Source organism: Alcaligenes sp. PF14 (genome assembly GCF_037150615.1).
Classification (GTDB): domain Bacteria; phylum Pseudomonadota; class Gammaproteobacteria; order Burkholderiales; family Burkholderiaceae_B; genus Alcaligenes; species Alcaligenes phenolicus.
In genome coordinates, this window is record NZ_JBAGRS010000003.1 from 487,455 (window position 1) to 506,614 (window position 19,160).

The 19,160-nt window shown below is 58.3% G+C and carries 18 protein-coding genes; 10 read left to right on the forward strand and 8 right to left on the reverse strand.

Going from position 1 to position 19,160, the window contains the following annotated elements; genetic code table 11:
- Positions 1 to 117: 117 nt before the first annotated feature.
- The 5 genes from WFM49_RS09260 to WFM49_RS09280 form a co-directional block, all read right to left on the reverse strand.
- The gene (locus WFM49_RS09260) at positions 118 to 1,089 is read right to left on the reverse strand and encodes a bile acid:sodium symporter family protein (protein WP_022983571.1); all 972 of its coding nucleotides are present in this window, start codon (positions 1,087 to 1,089) and stop codon (positions 118 to 120) included.
- A complete protein-coding gene (gene pdxA / locus WFM49_RS09265) occupies positions 1,086 to 2,078 on the reverse strand; it encodes a 4-hydroxythreonine-4-phosphate dehydrogenase PdxA (protein ID WP_336972932.1) in 993 nt (330 codons plus the stop codon). Before pdxA ends, WFM49_RS09260 begins: the two co-directional genes overlap by 4 nt.
- A 116-nt stretch (positions 2,079 to 2,194) precedes the next feature.
- Positions 2,195 to 3,919, reverse strand: coding sequence for a PhoH family protein (locus WFM49_RS09270; RefSeq protein WP_336972907.1), 1,725 nt, complete (start codon positions 3,917 to 3,919; stop codon positions 2,195 to 2,197).
- 52 nt (positions 3,920 to 3,971) lie between these two features.
- Positions 3,972 to 4,439, reverse strand: a complete 468-nt coding sequence (locus tag WFM49_RS09275) for a peroxiredoxin (RefSeq protein WP_009457565.1) — start codon at positions 4,437 to 4,439, stop codon at positions 3,972 to 3,974.
- On the reverse strand, positions 4,436 to 4,879 hold the full coding sequence (locus WFM49_RS09280; protein ID WP_009457563.1) for an Mth938-like domain-containing protein: 444 nt from the start codon (positions 4,877 to 4,879) through the stop codon (positions 4,436 to 4,438). Before WFM49_RS09280 ends, WFM49_RS09275 begins: the two co-directional genes overlap by 4 nt.
- Before the next feature lie 167 nt (positions 4,880 to 5,046).
- Between WFM49_RS09280 and alaC the strand changes: the two genes are divergently transcribed.
- From alaC to speG, 4 genes are all read left to right on the forward strand, one after another.
- On the forward strand, positions 5,047 to 6,234 hold the full coding sequence (alaC, locus tag WFM49_RS09285; RefSeq protein ID WP_026484343.1) for an alanine transaminase: 1,188 nt from the start codon (positions 5,047 to 5,049) through the stop codon (positions 6,232 to 6,234).
- On the forward strand, positions 6,231 to 7,529 hold the full coding sequence (locus tag WFM49_RS09290) for a homoserine dehydrogenase (protein ID WP_022983573.1): 1,299 nt from the start codon (positions 6,231 to 6,233) through the stop codon (positions 7,527 to 7,529). The genes alaC and WFM49_RS09290 overlap by 4 nt, the downstream gene beginning before the upstream one ends.
- The gene (gene thrC / locus WFM49_RS09295; protein ID WP_060185754.1) at positions 7,529 to 8,938 is read left to right on the forward strand and encodes a threonine synthase; all 1,410 of its coding nucleotides are present in this window, start codon (positions 7,529 to 7,531) and stop codon (positions 8,936 to 8,938) included. Before WFM49_RS09290 ends, thrC begins: the two co-directional genes overlap by 1 nt.
- A gap of 311 nt (positions 8,939 to 9,249) precedes the next feature.
- On the forward strand, positions 9,250 to 9,807 hold the full coding sequence (gene speG, locus WFM49_RS09300; protein ID WP_009461630.1) for a spermidine N1-acetyltransferase: 558 nt from the start codon (positions 9,250 to 9,252) through the stop codon (positions 9,805 to 9,807).
- A gap of 310 nt (positions 9,808 to 10,117) precedes the next feature.
- On the opposite strand, the gene hpnE is transcribed toward speG, so the two are convergent.
- Genes hpnE through hpnC form a run of 3 tightly spaced genes read right to left on the reverse strand, consistent with a single transcriptional unit; the run spans position 10,118 to position 13,131 of the window.
- Positions 10,118 to 11,404 carry a hydroxysqualene dehydroxylase HpnE gene (gene hpnE, locus WFM49_RS09305; RefSeq protein WP_336972909.1) on the reverse strand — a complete coding sequence of 429 codons (1,287 nt, stop codon included), beginning with the start codon at positions 11,402 to 11,404 and terminating at the stop codon, positions 10,118 to 10,120.
- On the reverse strand, positions 11,401 to 12,264 hold the full coding sequence (hpnD, locus tag WFM49_RS09310) for a presqualene diphosphate synthase HpnD (protein WP_009461634.1): 864 nt from the start codon (positions 12,262 to 12,264) through the stop codon (positions 11,401 to 11,403). Before hpnD ends, hpnE begins: the two co-directional genes overlap by 4 nt.
- Before the next feature lie 6 nt (positions 12,265 to 12,270).
- Positions 12,271 to 13,131, reverse strand: a complete 861-nt coding sequence (gene hpnC / locus WFM49_RS09315) for a squalene synthase HpnC (protein ID WP_336972910.1) — start codon at positions 13,129 to 13,131, stop codon at positions 12,271 to 12,273.
- 70 nt (positions 13,132 to 13,201) lie between these two features.
- Between hpnC and alr the strand changes: the two genes are divergently transcribed.
- The 6 genes from alr (at position 13,202) to WFM49_RS09345 (ending at position 19,160) form a co-directional block, all read left to right on the forward strand.
- A complete protein-coding gene (gene alr / locus WFM49_RS09320; protein WP_045931122.1) occupies positions 13,202 to 14,332 on the forward strand; it encodes an alanine racemase in 1,131 nt (376 codons plus the stop codon).
- An 18-nt stretch (positions 14,333 to 14,350) separates the two neighbouring features.
- A complete protein-coding gene (locus tag WFM49_RS09325; RefSeq protein WP_009461640.1) occupies positions 14,351 to 15,067 on the forward strand; it encodes an SDR family oxidoreductase in 717 nt (238 codons plus the stop codon).
- 9 nt (positions 15,068 to 15,076) lie between these two features.
- A complete protein-coding gene (radA, locus tag WFM49_RS09330; RefSeq protein WP_026484350.1) occupies positions 15,077 to 16,462 on the forward strand; it encodes a DNA repair protein RadA in 1,386 nt (461 codons plus the stop codon).
- Between the two features lie 5 nt (positions 16,463 to 16,467).
- Entirely contained in the window at positions 16,468 to 17,247 is a 780-nt protein-coding gene (locus WFM49_RS09335) for a sulfite exporter TauE/SafE family protein (protein ID WP_336972911.1), read from the forward strand.
- Positions 17,248 to 17,256: 9 nt separating this feature from the next.
- The gene (locus WFM49_RS09340; RefSeq protein WP_336972912.1) at positions 17,257 to 17,976 is read left to right on the forward strand and encodes a 3-deoxy-D-manno-octulosonic acid kinase; all 720 of its coding nucleotides are present in this window, start codon (positions 17,257 to 17,259) and stop codon (positions 17,974 to 17,976) included.
- Positions 17,977 to 18,065: 89 nt separating this feature from the next.
- Positions 18,066 to 19,160, forward strand: a complete 1,095-nt coding sequence (locus tag WFM49_RS09345; RefSeq protein WP_376739611.1) for a polyamine ABC transporter substrate-binding protein — start codon at positions 18,066 to 18,068, stop codon at positions 19,158 to 19,160.

Consider the following 19,160-nt stretch of genomic DNA (forward strand, 5'->3'; position numbering starts at 1 on the left):
GGCTTGTGAGGCCGTTTGCCAGATGTCAGGACAAAAAAGAGGCATACCTTGGTATGCCTCTTTTTTATTCATCGTTCAGCGTGTATGGGTAGTCAGGCGAGGAGGTTCGTCGTTCTCTTAGTTTTCACTCCGGGCCGCCAGCCGTTTCGCCAGCCATGCACACACCAGTAGCTGCCACTGGTGAAACAACATGATCGGCAAGATGATAGGCCCGACCATGGCACTGGGGAAAATGACATTGGCAATCGGGATGCCGCTGCTCAGGCTTTTATTGGAACCACACATCAGCAGGCTGACACGGTCCTCAAAAGAAAAGCCCAGCCAGCGCCCCAGGTTCCAGGCCAGCACTTGCGCCAAGGTCAGCAGAACGGCGTTGGACAGCACAATCAGTCCCAAGGCACTCAATGGGGTGGAGGACCACAGACCGCCCACCACCGCGCCTGAAAAAGCCGTATACACCACCAGCAGAATCGAGCCTTGATCCACGACTTTCAGTAGTTGCTGACGCTTCATGACCCAGGCCCCGATCACGGGACGCAGCATATGCCCGAAGACAAAGGGGAAAAATAGCTGCAGCATGATCTTGCCCACCGCCTCCAGCGACACGGTGGCCTGGGCGCTGGTGGCACCCGCCAGCATGATGCCGACCAGCAAGGGAGTGATGAACACGCCCAGCAAGGTGGAGGCCGAGGCGCTGCAAATCGACACCGGCACATTCCCTCTGGCCATTGCGGTCAGCGCCACGGCAGACTGCACGGTGCTGGGCAGGCAAGCCAGAAACAGTATTCCCAGGTACAGATTGTCGGTTAGCCAGGGACGCAGCACAGCCGCCACGCCGCTGCCCAGAATAGGGAAGAGCACAAAGGTGACGGACAGAATCAACAGGTGCAAACGCCAGTGGGACAGGCCGCCCCAGATAGCCTCACGAGACAGGCGGGCACCATGCAGAAAGAACAGCAGGGCAATCGCGATCTGCGTGATGTGTTGGAACAGAGGCACGCCCCAACCTTGGGCAGGCAGCAGACTGGCAAGTGCAACCGTGGCAAACAGCTTCAGCAAAAACGGGTCAATCGGTAAGCGCTTGATCATGCTTGATGCGCGCTCATGGAAAGAGCCATACGGTAGGCATAGCCCAGGGAGGAGGCGTCGGCCTTACCCTGTCCGGCAATGTCGTACGCGGTGCCGTGGTCGACACTGGTGCGGATAAAGGGCAGGCCCACTGTCACGTTCACGCCTTCGTCCAGACCCAGCAGCTTGATGGGAATCAGCCCTTGGTCATGGTACTGGGCCACCACAATATCGAACTCTCCCTGACGAGCCCGCATGAAAATCGTATCGCCAGGCCAGGGGCCGCTGGCCTGGATGCCTTCGGCGCAGGCTTGTTCAATGGCCGGTGTGATCTGCTCAATATCCTCAGAGCCGAATTTGCCACCCTCACCGGCATGGGGGTTCAAACCTGCCACCGCCACACGGGGCTTGGCGATCCCGGCCTGGGTGCAGGCCAACTGTGCTAGCCGGATGGTTTGCAAGACGCGTTCTGTAGTAATCAGGGAAGGGACACGGGCCAGCGGCTCATGAATGGTGACCAGAATGGAGCGCAAATGCTCGTTAGCCAGCATCATGGCGTAGTGCTCGGTGTGGCTGCGCTCGGCCAGAATCTCGGTGTGGCCAGGGGCATCGATACCGCCTTTTTGCATGGCCAGCTTGTTCAGTGGGGCGGTGACGACGGCACGGATCAGACCGGCTTGGGCATCATCAATAGCGTGGCACAGGTATTCGTAGGCGCCGCGTCCGGCCTGAGCGTTAACTTCGCCATAGGGCAGATCGTCGGGCAGGGCTTGCCAGCGATTCAGGACGGCAATGAGCCCCTTGGGTGTGCAAACAGGCTGCTCCACCTCCTCGACGTGCCAGTCCTGGTCGGCGCCAATCAGTGTCAGGGCACGGCGCAGCGCACCCGCATCGCCATAGACTACGGCGGGGTGGGGCAGGCCTTCAACAATCAGGCGGGCAATAATTTCCGGGCCTATGCCAGCGGCATCGCCCATGGTAAGCCCGATGGGCTGTGCGGTACGTTTCATAACAGTCATTAAAAATCCCCCACGCTGCGTCTTTGCTGTGCTTGTTGGCCTTGATGCAGCCTGGCGGTAAAAAAAAACCGGGTCCTGGACCCGGTTTGAGTGAGTAGCGATTCGGTTTAGAGTGCGTCGCTGGCGTAGTCGGCCAGACGGGAGCGCTCACCACGTTGCAAGGTAATGTGGCCTGCATGCGGCCAGCCTTTGAATCGGTCTACTACGTAGGTCAGCCCCGAACTGCCCTCGGTCAGGTAGGGCGTGTCGATCTGGGCAATATTGCCCAAGCAGACAATTTTAGTTCCTGGACCGGCGCGCGTCACCAGTGTTTTCATCTGCTTGGGCGTCAGGTTCTGCGCCTCGTCGATGATCAGGAACTTGTTCATGAAGGTACGACCGCGCATGAAGCTCAGGGATTTGACCTTGATCTTGGAGCGCACCAGTTCCATGGTGGAGTTGCGCGGAGCCTCGGTGCCTTGGGGGTTGTTCAGGTTGCTGGAGGACTTGCCGGTGCCCAGATGCAGCACTTCCAGGTTGTCTTCCAGCGCACCCATCCAGGGCTGCATTTTTTCTTCCTCGGTACCGGGCAGGAAGCCGATGTCATCTCCCACAGGCACGGTGGCACGGGTGATGATGATCTCGTTGTAGCGCTTGGTCTCCAGGGTTTGGGTCAACGCACTGGCCAGGGCCAGCAGCGTTTTACCCGTACCGGCATGGCCCAGCAGGGAGACGAAATCAAAATCCGGGTTCATCAACAGATTCAGGGCAAAGTTCTGTTCGCGGTTGCGAGCCGTAATGCCCCAGACGTTGTTCTTGCCGTGACTGTAGTCGCGCAAGGTGGCCAGTACGGCGGTATTGCCAGCGGTTTCGCGTACCTGGGCGTACAAGGGATCGTCGCCTTCGGTAAACACGAACTGGTTGACCATGAACTGGCTGCACAGCGGCCCGCTGATACGGTAGAAGGTGGTGCCACCCTGTTGCCAGGACTCCATGTTCTTGCCGTGCTTGGTCCAGAAATTGTCCGGCAAGGGCATGACGCCGTCATACAGCAGGTCGGAGTCATCCAGAACGTGATCGTGGCGGTAGTCTTCTGCCAGCAGGCCCAGGGCCTTGGCCTTCAGGCGCATATTGATGTCTTTGGATACCAGCACCACTTCGCGCTTGGGCATGCTCTGGGTCAGTGCATTGACCACGGCCAAAATGGCGTTGTCCGCCTTGCCCAGCGGCAGCTGGATAGGCAGGGTGGTATCCAGAGCGCTGGTCTGGAAGGTGACGGCGCCACGCGCTTCGGTATTGCCGATGCCATCCAGATTGATGGGCTTGTCCAGACCATGATCGCCCACCAGACCTTCCAGGGAGCGGCTGACCTGACGCGCATTGCGAGCCACTTCAGACAGGCCCTTTTTCTGGTGATCCAGTTCTTCCAGCACCATCATGGGCAGGAAGATGTCGTGCTCTTCAAACTTGAACAGCGAATTGGAGTCGTGCAGCAAGACGTTGGTATCCAGCACAAACAATTTGCGCTGGGTGGGGGCCAGACGGGTGCGTTTGCTGGCTGCGCCGGCGACAGGCTTGGGGGGCTGGGCAGGGATGGCGGCAGCGCTTTTGCTGGGAGCTACTTTGGCCACACTGGCGGGCGCAGGCGCTGCTGCGGGGGCCGCGGGCGCCGTTTTGACGGGCGCAGGCTTTTTGGAGCGTGGCGTAGCAGCCGCTTTGCTGGTGGCGGCTTTGGGGCTGGCGGGGGGAGTGTCGGGTTCGTCTAGTGGTACGGGTGGATCGGCAAGGATGACACTGTCATCTTTTTCGCTAAGCAGGGTTCCCAGCTTGGTGGGCAACGTTGGTAGCGGCATATAACACGTACTCCTGGTTGTGTGCCGACCTGCAAGTCGGCACGGTAAGGTTTCAGGCGGCTTGCTGAACAGCCTGTAATACAGCTTGGACGTGGCCGGGCACTTTGATGCCACGCCATTCTTGAATCAACACACCTTGGGCGTCGATCAAAAAGGTGCTGCGCTCGATGCCACGTACCTGTTTACCGTACATGTTTTTCATTTTCATGACCCCAAACAGTTCGCACAAGCGCTCTTCGGTGTCGGCAAGCAAAGGGAAAGTCAGGGCTTGCTTGTCGATAAAACGTTCGTGCGAACTGAGCGAGTCGCGCGAAACGCCAATGATTTGTGCGCCTGCAGCCTGAAATTCGGGCAGGGCATCGCGGAAATTCTGGGACTCGGTGGTGCAGCCCGGCGTGTTGTCTTTGGGGTAAAAGTACAACACTGTCATTTTTCCTTTCAGGTCAGCGGCGCTGAACTCGCCCTGGGTGGAGGGCACGGAAAAGTCGGGGATGGGGGCACCAATTTGTAGGGCTGTCATGCTTTTTCCTGTATGAGTAAGGCGGCGACAACTTTGCGGCCTTCGGACATGAGGATATTGTAGGTTCTGGCGGCGGCCTGGGTATCCATGATTTCCACACCTATGCCCCACTGCAGCATTTCCTGCGTGACAGCCGGGTGCAGAAAGTGTTGGCGCTGGCCAGTCCCAATCAAGATCAATTCGGGGGCGTTGTCAGGGCGCGCCGGCGGGGCGTCGTCCAGAAAGGCCATGGGGTCTTGCTTGACCGATTCCAGTCCGGCAATCCGGCGCAGCAACGGGGCTGTCAGCTCGGTTGCGCTTTGAATGGCCAGGTCCTGCACAGGACCTTCAGGGCTAAAGAAGATGGAATGATCGTGGTTTTGAAAGTTGATTGCCACATAGTCCTCACCGTAAGCGGTGATGGCATTCATGGCTGGATTGTGTTCGCGTTGCAGTTGCACGATGAGTCTCTCCCGTTACAGGGTCGATGATAGCGCAAAGAGTCAGGGACGATGCGGCACCTGATCTGTTTGCAGTGATTCTCAGTAAGTCAATCATGGATTAAACTCTTTGATTTACTTCGCACCTTTTGGTTTGGGTCTTCGCTGTTTTCTTCTCAAGGAATGTCATGATTCGCTTTCCGCGCATCGAGCGTTTGCCGCCTTACGTGTTCAACATTACAGGCGAGCTGAAAATGGCCGCCCGCCGTCGTGGCGAGGACATTATCGACATGTCCATGGGGAACCCGGACGGCGCGACACCGGCGCACATCGTGGAAAAGCTGGTCGAGGCGGCCACCCGCCCGGACACTCATGGTTATTCTGTCTCCAAAGGCATTCCGCGTCTGCGCCGAGCCGTGACCAATTGGTACGAGCGCCGCTACAATGTGCACTTGGATCCTGATAGTGAAGCGATCGTTACCATCGGTTCCAAAGAAGGTCTGGCCCACTTGATGCTGGCAACCCTGGACAAGGGCGACACCGTTCTGGTGCCCAACCCCAGCTACCCGATTCATATATATGGTGCCGTCATTGCCGGCGCGAATATCCGTTCGGTGCCCATGGTCCCCGGCGTGGACTTTTTCGAGGAAATCGAAAAAGCCGTGCGGGAGTCCATTCCCAAGCCCAAAATGATGATTCTGGGTTTTCCCAGCAATCCGACGGCCCAGTGTGTGGAACTGTCCTTTTTTGAGCGTATTGTGGCGCTGGCACGCGAGCACAATATTCTGGTGGTACACGATCTGGCCTATGCCGACATTACCTTTGACGGCTACGTGGCCCCCTCCATCATGCAGGTGGAAGGTGCGCGCGATGTCGCAGTCGAGTTTTTTACCATGAGCAAAAGCTACAATATGGCCGGCTGGCGTATTGGCTTCATGGTGGGGAACGAGTCCTTGGTCAATGCCCTGGCACGTATCAAGAGCTATCACGACTACGGTACCTTCACACCGATTCAGGTGGCCGCCATTGCGGCGCTGGAAGGACCACAAGATTGTGTCAGCGAGGTGGTGGAGCAGTACCGCCGCCGTCGCGACGTATTGGCCAAGGGCCTGCATGAAGCAGGCTGGATGGTCGATGTCCCCAAGGCATCAATGTATATCTGGGCCAAGATTCCCGAGTTCTACAAGGACATCGGTTCGCTGGAGTTTGCCAAGCGCTTACTGAGCGATGCCAAAGTAGCCGTATCCCCCGGCATCGGCTTTGGTGAGTATGGCGACAACTATGTGCGCTTTGCGCTGATCGAAAACGAGCAACGTACCCGTCAGGCGGTACGCGGCATCAAAGAAATGTTCCGTAAGGACGGATTTGTTCAATGAGTCCTATCAAAGTAGGTTTGCTGGGTTTGGGTGTGGTTGGCAGCGGCACCTGGAACGTATTGAAACGCAATGCAGATGAAATCGCTCGCCGCGCCGGTCGCCGTATTGAGGTGGTCGCTATTGCTGTGCGTGACCTGGAAAAGGCACGCGCGCTGGTGGGGGACGAGGTCACCCTGACCACAGACGGCATGGATGTGGTGCGCAACCCCGAGATCGATATTGTGGTCGAGCTGGTGGGTGGCGACACCCTGGCACGCGAGTGGGTCATGGAAGCCATTGCCCAGGGCAAGCACGTGGTCACCGCCAACAAGGCGCTGCTGGCCAAGCATGGCAACAAGATTTTTGCCGCTGCTCACGAGCGTAGCGTCATGGTGGCCTTCGAAGCCGCTGTGGCCGGTGGTATTCCTATCATCAAGGCAATTCGCGAAGGCCTGACGGCCAACCGTATTCAGTGGCTGGCCGGCATTATCAACGGCACCACCAACTACATCCTGTCCGAAATGCGCAACCGTGGTGTCAGCTTTGCTGAAGCCCTGGCCGATGCCCAGCGTCTGGGTTACGCCGAAGCCGATCCTACTTTCGACATTGAAGGTGTGGATGCTGCGCACAAGCTGAGCCTGCTGGCCTCCCTGGCCTTTGGTATCCCCGTGCAATTTAGCAAGGCTCACGTGGAAGGCATTACCAGCCTGGCACTGGAAGACCTGCAACACGCACAACGCCTGGGCTACAACATCAAGCTGCTGGGTATTACCCGCGCCCGTGAAGAAGGTATCGAACTGCGCGTACACCCCACACTGGTTCCACTGCAAAGCATGCTGGCCAATGTCCAAGGTGCCATGAACGCGGTGCTGGTGCATGGCGATGCCGTGGGCCAAACCGTTTACTACGGTGCCGGTGCCGGCGCCTTGCCCACCGCCTCGGCGGTGGTGGCGGACCTGGTGGATGTGACCCGTCTGCAAACGGCAGAACCGGAACATCGCGTGCCTTACCTGGCCTTCCAGCACAACGCCATGTCCGATACGCCCATCCTGCCTATGGATGAAGTGGTGTCCTCGTACTACCTGCGTTTGCGTGTGGATGACCGTCCTGGCGTGCTGGCTGATGTGGCTCGCATTCTGGCGCAAGCCTCGATCTCGATCGGTTCCATGTTCCAGGAGCCAGCCGGTGAACAGGCTGACATCATCTTCCTGACGCATGAAGCGCGTGAAGGTGCCATCAATGGTGCGATCAGCCAGATTCAGAATCTGCCTTTTGTTCAGTCTGCCGTGACCCGTCTGCGCGTGGAGAACCTGTAATGAATTACATCTCTACTCGTGGCGGCATGAAGGCCCAGCCATTTTCGGACATCTTGCTGGAAGGCCTGGCTCCGGATGGCGGTTTGGCCATGCCAGAGAGCTACCCTCAAGTCAGTGCAGAAACGCTGGAGTCCTGGCGCGCCCTGAGCTACCCCGAACTGGCCGCCAAAGTGCTGGGCTTGTTTGTCACCGATATTCCGGCTGATGAACTGTCCGCCTTGACGGCACGTGCTTATGCCCCCGGCGTGTTCGACAGCGAGCAGGTGGTACCGGTCAAGGAACTGGAACCCGGTTTCTCCTTGCTGGGCTTGTCCCAAGGCCCAACCCTGGCTTTTAAAGACATGGCCATGCAGTTCCTGGGCCAGGTTTTCGAATACGTGCTGACACAGCGCAACAGCACCTTGAACATTGTGGGTGCCACGTCCGGCGACACGGGTTCGGCGGCTGAATACGCCTTGCGCGGCAAGCGTGGCGTCAGCGTGTTCATGCTCTCGCCTTACGGTCGCATGAGTGCTTTCCAACGCGCTCAGATGTACTCCTTGCAAGACGAAAACATCCACAACCTGTCGGTGAAAGGTGTGTTCGATGATTGCCAGGACATCGTCAAGGCCTTGGCGGGTGATCTGGAGTTCAAGTCCAAATGGCATTTGGGCGCCGTGAACTCCATTAACTGGGCCCGCATTTCGGCTCAGGTGGTGTACTACTTCTGGGGCTGGCTGCGAAGCACCAGCCAGGCGGGTCAGAAAGTCTCTTTTGCCGTTCCTTCGGGTAACTTCGGCAATATTCTGTCGGGCCACATTGCTCGTCAGATGGGGCTGCCTATCGCCAAGCTGGTTCTGGCCACCAACGAAAACAACGTGCTGGAAGAGTTCTTCCGCACCGGTATTTATCGTCCCCGTGGTTCCGAGCAAACTTACGCCACGTCCAGCCCATCCATGGACATTTCCCGTGCCTCCAACTTCGAGCGCTTTGTGTTTGATTTGCTGGGCCGTGATGGTAGCAAGGTGAAGGCATTGTGGGAGCAGCTGGCCAAAGAAGGCCAATTCGACCTGAGCGAGCATCTGCCACGCTTCCAGGAAGAGTTCGGCTTTGTGGCTGGTGCCAGCTCGCACCAGGATCGTCTGAACACCATTGCTCAGGTGAACAAGCAGTACCAGACTCTGATCGACCCGCACACGGCAGACGCCGTCAAGGTGGCTCAGAACTTCCGCGAAGAAGGCATCCCCATGCTGGTGCTGGAAACCGCGCTGCCTGCCAAGTTCTCCGAGACAATCGAAGAAGCGATTGGTCAGCCCGCTCCGGTGCCTGCACACCTGACCGGTCTGGCAGACTTGCCACAGAAGGTGGTGGTGATGGATTCGGATGTAGCTCAAGTACGTCGCTACATCGAGGAACACGCCCCAACCTGATGCCCGCTACCTGCGCTATCTCCGGGCTGGCGCAGCCATAGCGGCCAGGTAGTAGTTTCAAACCCCGATTTTGATATTCCTGCTGGCCTGACTGATGTTCAGTTTGCTATGCAGGAAAGCAGAAATCGGGGTTTTTGCGTTTTTGGCCGGTTTTGCCGCAAGACTGGTCGGGCTGCGGTTTTGCAGCCAACTGAACTTTTTCTATCAGGCCTTCATCAAAAACACACGATATGCGGGCATGATGTCTATGGCCTTTGGTATAGGCAGATAGGCGGCTCGTCTATCGAACATAGAGAAAGGATAGAAAAATCATGAGTAAAACGACTCACGTTAAATTACGCCCGCTGGAGCGCGAAGACTTGCGCTTTGTGCATTTGCTGGACAATAACGCCAGCGTGATGCGCTACTGGTTCGAGGAACCTTACGAAACCTATGGCGAGCTGGCGGCTCTGTACGATGAGCATATTCACGATCAGCGTGAACGTCGTTTCGTTGTGGAGTGGGAAGGGCAGCCGTCCGGCGTGGTGGAACTGGTGGAAATTGATTATGTACACCGCCGGGCAGAGTTCCAGATCATTATTGCGCCGGAGTTCCAGGGCAAGGGCATTGCCTCGCGGGCGACCAAGCTGGCTATCGAGTACGGCTTTGGAGTGCTGAACCTGTACAAGATCGTGCTGATTGTGGACAAGGAAAACCACAAGGCCATCCACATTTATCAGAAGTTTGGTTTTCAGGTGGAAGGCGAGCTCAAGCACGAATTCTTCATTAACGGCCAATATCGGGATGTGGTGCGCATGTGCCTGTTTCAATCGGAGTTTCTGGCCGCTCATAAGCCTGCGCAGACTTTGCTGACACCGTCGGCACAATAGTGTTTTGCCTCAATAGCGCTTGTGTTTAGAGTGTCTTAAACGAGGCCTTCGCTGATGGCCGGGTTTCTGGGCATGACTCTGTTTGATTGCCTTGATGCGTAGTGAGTGTTTGCTGGTTTGTGCAGGACCGCTTTGCAAAGGGCGGATGCCGTACTAGTCAGAATAGCTGCCAAAGCCGAGCCTACGGTTCAAGCCAGGCTACGCCAAGCAGAGCTAAGTCGGCGGTAGAGCAAGAGCTGGATAAACGGGTGGCAGGGAAGACGGTTACTCGGCAGATTCTTTCCAGCTGTGATGCGCTCAGAGCTGGTGCTTATAGATGTGCCGCTTTCAGACCGCTGCGCACAGCGCCTTCCAGCACACCGGGGTAGCCGGTATCGGTCCAGTCGCCTGCCAGGCGAATAGCTGGCCAAGGTGTCGCTACCGAAGGGCGACGCAGACCGGGCACAGCCGCAAACGTGGCCCGTTTTTCGATAATCAGCTCGCTGGCCCGTATGGCAGGCATGGCTTTCAGGTGCCGGGTCTGGCAGCGTACCTGCTCGATGATCGCGGCAATGGCTTGCTCGCGGTCCAGCGCTTGCAGGCGCACAGCATCGCTGATGACGATCCCCACCAGCGTTTCACCGCTGCCCGGTTTCAGGGCGCTGTGATCAAACAGCCATTGGCCACCACTGCCGCTTTTATCGTCCAGCATCAACATGGAATGGGGCAGATTCCAGGCCTGTTCCAATTCCAGATACAGGGTGGCGATAGGGACATAGCTGAATGCCTCCAGATCCGCCAGCAACTGTTCGCTGGCCGGGCTGTTGGGCAGGCTATGCAGCAGGCGCGCAGCTTGGACGGGCGGGCAAGCGACAATGACTGCATCAAACTGCAGGCCGTCAATATGTACACCCGCTTCCGTCAGTTCCAGCCTTTGTACCCGGTGGCCTAGCTGCAGCTGAATATCGCGCAGGGCGGATTCGCACCAGAGCTGGCTTAAGTCTGTCAGCGGAATCAAGGTTTGGCTGGCTTGTCGTGGGCCGCCCAGACTATCGCGCAGGACATGGGCAAACAGCTGGGCGCAGGCTTGCTCAATCGGGGTGTTCATGGCGGCCACACACAGCGGTTGCCAGAACAGACGGACGACATGGCTGTCTTGCTGGTGCTGCTCCAGAAGCTGTAACACCGTCAGACCGGCTGGCGTGCGCCATTGCTGTGTCATCAGCCAGCGGCAAAAACGCGCCAGCTTGATTTTTTGCGACCAGCTCAGACCCTGGGCACCCAGTAGGCCGGTCAATAAATGGAAGGGGGCGGGCAGGGCGCGATTACGCAGGCGAAAATGTCCGTCGGCCGAGATCACGTCCAGATCCTTGCGTTCCAGACGCGAGGCTTCGTCCAGGCCGATTTCCCCCATCAAACCCAGAATGACGGAGTAGGCCCCCAGCATGATGTGCTGGCCGTTATCGGTGTCGCGCCCCAGATTGGGGCTGTGAATGCGGCGGGCACGCCCGCCGATATGGCGCGAGGCTTCAAAGACACTGACCTGATGGCCCTGGGTCTTCAAGCGCCAGGCAGCGGCACAGCCCGCCCAGCCCGCCCCGATAACGGCGACTTTCATCGGCCCAGTTTGCGTTGCAAGCTGCGGCCGCCCGATACCCAGGTTTTCCAGGCGAGCCAGAACTTGCGAATGGGCGTCAGCGAAATGCGCTGTTCCAGCACATGCCAGCGATCATTGGCAATTTCCACCAGCAGGGCATGGTAGATGGCCGCCATCAACAGGCCGGGGCGTTGTGCCCGGCGATCAACAGCGGGCAGGGCACGCATGGCCTGGCGGTACAGATCCTGGGCACGTTCGGTTTGAAAGGCCATCAGGGCCTCGAAGCGCTCCGAGTGTTGCTGATCCAGAATCTCATGGGGCGATACGCCAAACTTGTCCAGATCTTCCTGAGGCAGGTAGATGCGGCCACGACGAGCGTCATCGCCTACATCACGGATAATATTGGTCAGCTGAAAAGCCAGGCCCAGTTTTTGGGCATAGTCGCTGGTCTGTTCCTGGGTTTGGCCAAAAATACGCGCCGACAGCAGTCCCACCACGCTGGCGGCGTGCCAACAGTAGCGTTCCAGCTCGCTCCAGCTCTGGTAACGCACCTGGTCCAGATCCATTTCCATGCCGTCAATGACGGCCAGCAGCTCGTCCTGGGGCAGGTCGAAGGCCTTGATATGGGGAGCCAGGGCCTGCATGACCGGGTGATGGGCACGGCCTTCGTACAGATCAGCCACTTGTGTGCGCCACCACACCAGCTTCATGCGGGCAACCGATTCCTCGTGAACCTCGTCCACCACGTCGTCAACCTCGCGGCAAAACGCGTACAAGGCCGTGATGGCACGGCGGCGTTCGGGCGGCAGAAACAAAAAGGCGTAGTAGAAGCTGGAGCCGCTTTGGGCTGCCTTGTTCTGACAATACTCGTCTGGGCTCATGGACGTTCAGGGTCGGTAAGAGGTACGGCTCAGGCCGCGGGTAATCAGGCGTAGCCAGTCCAGGCGGGACAGGGTGGGGCGGTGGCTGAAGACATCAAACTGTACCGCTTCCAGGCGTTCCAGAATACGCAGGCCGCCCAGCACCATCATTTTCAGTTCCAGGCTGATGCGCCCGGACAGGTGGGAGGACAGTAGCAGGCCGGCTTGCAGGCGCTGGCGGGCATCGGTAACCAGCAGCTGCATCATTTCCTGCCAGCGTGCATCGGCCTCGGGCTGGCGCAGCAGCTGGGTGCGTGCCTGGATGTAATCGTCATCCAGATCGTATTGGGCAAGCAGGTCTTGCGGGATATAGACACGGTTCTTGTGCCAGTCCAGCGCCACGTCCTGCCAGAAATTAACCAATTGCAGCCCCGTACAGGTGGAGTCGGCCATCTCGACCAGCTCCGGGCTGTGGGCTTCATACAGATGCAGCATCAAGCGGCCAACCGGGTTGGCCGAGCGGGTACAGTAATCCAGCACCTGCGCCATATCGCTATAGCGATGGGTGGTAACATCCTGGCGGAATGCCGACAGCAGGTCCAGAAAAGGCTTGAGTGGCAACTGGAAGTTGCTGATGCTGCCGGCCAAAGGGACAAAAATTTCGCTGTGCGGGGTATCGGCCAGGACAGGCTGGTGATATTGCAGTTGTTCTATTCCGGCTTCGAACTGCGCCAGCAGTTCCAGGCGCTCGGCAGCGCTTAAATCGCCTTCATCAGCAATGTCGTCGGCGCTGCGGGCAAAACGATAAATATCGGTGACCGGTCGGCGTAGCCGACGAGGTAGCAGCACAGAGGCGACAGGGAAGTTTTCATAGTGCTCGATAGACATAGTCCGCCAGTATACGGCTTTCGTTTCCACTAGGGCTGGTTTAGACTTTCGTATTGCTTCGGGGAGAACCATGCCACGTCCTATCTCGGCCACCATTCATATTGCGTCACTGCGTCACAATCTCGATATGGTTATTCAGAGCCTGAATAACGCCACGGCTCCATCCGGCGTAAAACGGCCCCATATCTGGGCCGTCATGAAGGCCAATGCTTACGGTCATGACATCGAAAATGCGGTGCGGGCATTCAGTGCCGCCGAAGGCATGGCGATGCTGGACCTGAAAGAAGCCATACGCTGTCGGGCTGCCGGCTGGACCGGCCCCATCATGTTGCTGGAAGGTTTTTTCCAGCCTGAAGATCTGGATGTGCTGGCCGAATTTGGCTTGACGACCGTCATTCATTGCCACGAGCAACTCAAGATGCTGGAGCAGTGGAAGGGCGGGGTGGCCTTGAATGCCATGGTCAAGCTCAATAGCGGCATGAACCGTCTGGGTTTCAGCGTGGACGATTACCCCGCTGCTTTCGAGCGCGCCCAGCGTCTGCAAAAAGCGGGCAAGCTGGGCACGGTCGGTCGCATGACGCACTTTGCGCGCGCCGACGACAATATCGATGCCACGCTGGAGCAGATTCGCTGCTTTGACCGGATCACCGACGGCTTGCCCGGCCCGGTCAGTGTGTGCAATTCAGCCGCAACCCTAAGCCCTGACCTGGGGGCCTACATGCCTTCCGGTCCGGATCACTGGGTGCGGCCCGGTATCTGTTTGTACGGCAGCTCTCCTTTTGCGGACATCAGCGCCGATGACTTCGGTTTGCAGCCCGGCATGACGCTGGCAGCCGAGCTGATCAGCGTGCGCGGCGTCAAGCAGGGCGAGGGCATTGGTTACGGCCATACCTATATTGCCGAGCAGGCCATGCGCGTTGGCGTGGTGGCTTGCGGCTATGCCGATGGTTACCCGCGCCATGCGGGAACCGGCACCCCCATTACCGTCAACGGTGTGCGTACCCGTTTGCTCGGTCGTGTCTCCATGGACATGTTGGCAGTAGACCTGACGCCGGTGCCCGCCGCCGGTGTAGGCAGTCAGGCGGTGTTGTTCGGTCAAGGCGGGCCCAGTGTGGATGAGGTTGCTGCGGCAGCCGGAACCCTGGGCTACGAATTGATTTGCGCGGTCGCCCCACGTGTGCCGCGCATCATCCAGGATTAACACCAATAAGGTATAGCCATGAAAAATAAATGTGTACTCGTTACCGGCGCTACCAAAGGAATAGGCTGGGCAATCAGCCAAAGGCTGGCCGATGCCGGGGCCCACGTGGTGGGTCTGGCACGCCATACCGAAAGCATTGATTTCCCCGGATATCTGTACTCCTGCGACCTGAGCAATGCAGGCGAAACCGAGGAAATGCTGCGCGTTATCCGCGAAAAATACCCCGTTGATGCGGTGGTGAACAATGTGGGTATGGTCGCGCCCGAGCCGATTGGTCAGGTGGACCTGGGCAATCTCTATCAGGTATTTGACCTGAATGTGCGTGTGGCGGTGCAAGTGGCCCAGGCTTTCATCCCCTCGATGAAAGCGCGCAAGGAAGGCCGCATCGTCAATATTTGCAGTCGTGTCGTGCACGGCGGTTCCGACCGCACCAGCTATGCCGCGGCCAAAAGTGCCTTGCTGGGTTGTACCCGCACCTGGGCGCTGGAACTGGCTCCTTACGGCATTACCGTCAATGCGGTCTCTCCTGGTCCGATCGAAACCGAATTGTTCCGTGCCAATCATCCCGTTGGTAGTGAAGCCGAACAACGTAGCCTGTCCTCCATTCCCTTGGGACGTTTTGGGCAGGCCGCGGAAGTGGCTGCTGCGGTCACCTTCCTGCTAAGCGATGAAGCCGCTTATATCACCGGCCAGAATCTGGGCGTGGATGGCGGCGGCAGCCTGGCCGGACGTTAAGGAATTTCTATGGCCACCAGTACTCGTGCGGCCCGCAAGGCCAAAGTTGTATTTGTTTGCACAGAGTGCGGGGCAGATACACCCAAGTGGGCGGGCAAATGCCCGGCCTGCGGGGCTTGGAACAGTTTGCAGGAAACGGTGGAGACGCCGGCTGCGGCCAGCGCCCACCGTTTTGCTTCCCTGGCCGGTTCCAGCCCGGTTCAAAGTCTTTCCGATGTGCAGGCGCGGGAATTGCCGCGTGTGCCCACCGGCATAGGCGAGTTCGATCGCGTCCTGGGCGGCGGTCTGGTTGAGGGCGGCGTGATCCTGATCGGGGGCGATCCCGGAGTCGGTAAATCCACGCTGCTGCTGCAAGCCATGGCTGCCTTGGCCCAGCAAACCAAAGTGCTGTATGTGACAGGCGAGGAATCTGCCGAACAGGTCGCCTTGCGTGCTCGTCGTCTGGGTGTGCCTACCGAAGGTGTGGACTTGCTGGCCGAAATTCGTCTGGAGTCCATCAGCCAGGCCTTGCAGTCGCACCAGCCTAGCGTGGTGGTGATCGACTCGATTCAAACCCTGTATTCCGATCAGCTCAGCGCCGCTCCAGGCTCGGTGTCGCAGGTGCGCGAATGCGCGGCTCAGCTTACCCGCCTGGCCAAGCAAAGCGGCACCTCCATGATTTTTATCGGTCACGTCACCAAAGACGGGACCTTGGCCGGGCCACGAGTGCTGGAGCACATCGTGGATACGGTGCTGTATTTCGAGGGGGATACCCATTCTTCCTTCCGCATGGTGCGCGCGTTCAAGAACCGCTTTGGCGCGGTCAATGAGCTGGGCGTATTTGCCATGACGGAAAAGGGGTTGAAAGGGGTCAGCAATCCTTCGGCCCTGTTCTTGTCGCAGCACTCCCAGTCGGTAGCCGGTTCCTGCGTCATGGCTACTCAGGAAGGCACACGGCCTTTGCTGGTGGAAATTCAGGCTTTGGTGGACTCGGCCCATGTGCCCAATCCGCGTCGCCTGTCTGTGGGGCTGGAAAGCTCCCGTCTGGCCATGTTGCTGGCGGTAATGCATCGCCATGCTGGTGTGGTCACCTACGACCAGGACGTGTTTGTGAACGCCGTCGGTGGCGTCAAGATTACCGAACCAGCGGCTGACCTGGCGGTGCTGCTGGCTATTTTGTCCTCCTTGAATAACCGTCCCTTGCCACGCGGCCTGGTCGTGTTTGGTGAAATCGGTCTGGCCGGTGAAATTCGTCCGGCCCCGCGTGGGCAGGAGCGTTTGCGCGAAGCGGCCAAGTTGGGGTTCAGCATTGCCTTGATTCCCAAGAGCAACGCCCCGCGTCAGTCGATCGAAGGCCTGGAAATCTGGGCGGTAGACCGGGTAGAAGACGCTGTCGACCGTCTGCGCAACCTGTAATCGCCATGACAAGTATTGAATTGATCCTGGCCTGTTTGCTGGGAGGCGCGCTTATTGGCTATACCGGCGGGGTTCTGGGGATTGGTGGCGGCTTGTTGGCCATTCCGCTGCTGGGCCTGATTCTGGGTATGGATCAGCAAACGGCTCAGGGGACGGCTCTCATCATGGTGGTGCCCGCCGTGCTGCTGACTGTGCGCCAGTACCATCGCCGCAACCATATTGATTTCCGCCGGGCTGCACTGGGGGCGATTTCCTCCATCATCTTTACCTGGCTGGGCGCACGTCTGGCCTTGGGCATGGATGCGATCTTGTTGCGTCGTATCTATTCGATATTTGTGATGGCCATTGCCTTGTACTATTTCGACCAGAGCCTGGGTTTTTCCCGGCGGCGTCGTCGCAGTGACAAGCCGCGTCCGGACCCGGAGTCGTTTGGCCAGCTGTGGTATATCGCGGTAGGCATGATGGCGGGCTTGGCCGGAGGCGTGTTTGGTGTGGGCGGTGCGGTGCTGGTGGTGCCGTTCCTGACCAGCCGTATGGGTTATAGCCAGACCGGTGCGCAAGGCTTGGCACTGTCCATGATTATTCCCGGCACGTTGGTCGCCTTGGCGACGTACGCGTTTCATGGTCAGGCTACCTGGCAGGTCGGCATACCGATGGCGATGGGCAGCCTGCTGCTGGTGCCGTTTGGCGTGCGCTTGGCCTATCGTTTGCCCGAGAATCGTCTGAAGTTTATTTTTGCCTGCATGCTGGTATTGATCATGGCCCTGTTGCTGGTTCGTGCCTGAGGAGCTGCTGTGAGCACCCAATCCGAAACTGTCTATTCTTTGCCCGGTGGCGGTGCCTTGTTGGCTCCGGAGCTGGCCAATCAGCTGGATCTGGAACCCGAGGCCTTGCAGCGCTGGTTCGAGGCCACCTCGTATGGCGACCAGGCCAGCAAGGTGGGGCAGGGGGGGCGTCAGGCCGCCTGGTTTGTGAACGGGCCCTTTGGTCAGGCGGTGCTGCGTCACTACCGCCGTGGTGGCCTGGTGGCTCGCTTCAATGAGTCTTCCTACTTGTGGCAAGGGGCATCGCGGACTCGCAGCTGGCGAGAATTTCAGGTGATGTCTTATTTGCACAACAAGGGTTTGGCCGTCCCCAAAGTGCTGGCGGGCGCGTGGTGGCAGCAGAGTTTTTGGTACCATGCGGCCCTGATAAGCCAGCGGGTGCCCGATGTGCAGCCTTTGACTCTGTGCCTGGACCGCGCCTCCCCCGAAGCGGTGGCGCACGAGATTGTCCGCATGCACCAATTCGAGGTTTGGCACGCTGACCTTAACGCCTACAATATTTTGCTGGATGCGAATGACAAAGTCTGGCTGATCGATTTTGACCGTGCACGACAGGAGCCTGTCAGCCCCGCCCAGGCGCTGGGTAATGTGCAACGCCTCAGACGATCCTTGCTCAAAGTGTGTGGGCCGCGTGGCGATCAGTGGTGGCAGCAGATGTTTTCTGCTTACCGCCACGAAACGCAGCGTTAATTACGACTACGGGCTTTAAAAAAGCTTTATCATCTCGCCTTTTGGGTTTTTCGCTTTCGATAGGAAGGGGACTCGTGATGTCTTTTGGGATGAACACACCACAGGTACTCGCCGGCCTGCTGGCCGCTGCTGCCATCATGCCTGTTGCACAGGCACAAAATCAGGTTGTTAATGTCTATAACTGGGCTGAATATACGGCCCCCGATACCTTGTCCGGCTTTCAGAAAGCCACGGGCATTACGGTGCGTTATGACGTTTACGATAATAACGACACCTTGCAAGCCAAGTTGTTGACGGGCAAGTCAGGTTACGACGTGGTGGTTCCCTCCACGCATTACGCAGCGCGTCAGATCGAAGGCGGTTTGTTCCAGAAGCTGGATAAAAGTCAGATTCCCAACTGGTCCCACCTGGACCCGGACATCATGGCCTTGCTCTCGGATGTGGACCCCGGCAATGAATACCTGATTCCCTGGGGCTACGGCACCAATGGCCTGGGCTACAACGTCACCAAGGTCAAGGAAATCATGGGCGAGCAGGTGGACCTGGGTAACTGGGACATGCTGTTCAAGCCTGAAAATGCCGAGAAGCTGAAAGGCTGTGGCATTTCCATCCTGGACGAAGCCGCCCAGGTATTTCCCGCCGTGCTGCACTACATTGGCAAAGACCCCAACAGCAGCAACGAAGCTGACTACCGCGAAGCGCTGGATCTGCTCAAGACCATCCGTCCTTACGTGCGTCAGTTCAGCTCCTCGGGGTACATCGACGAGCTGGCTGCGGGTGATCTGTGCATGGTCTACGGTTTCTCTGGCGACGTAATGATTTCGGCCGACCGTGCGCGTCAGGCGAAAAAGCCGTACGCCATCGACTACTACATTCCGCAAGGCGGGGCGCCGGTCTGGTTTGACACCATGGCCATCCCCAAGAGTGCGAACAATGTGAAAGAGGCCCATGCCTTTATCAACTACATTGAAACGCCGGAAGTCCATGCTGCCATTACCAACACCATGTTCTACCCGAACGCCAATAAAGATGCGCGCGAGTTCGTGGTCAAGGAAGTGGCTGACAACCCCATGATTTACCCTTCGCCCGAAGTCTCCAAGACTTTGTTCGTGATCAAACCACAGCCATTGAAGGTGCAGCGTCTGCAAACGCGCCTGTGGGCTGAACTCAAGTCTGGACGCTAG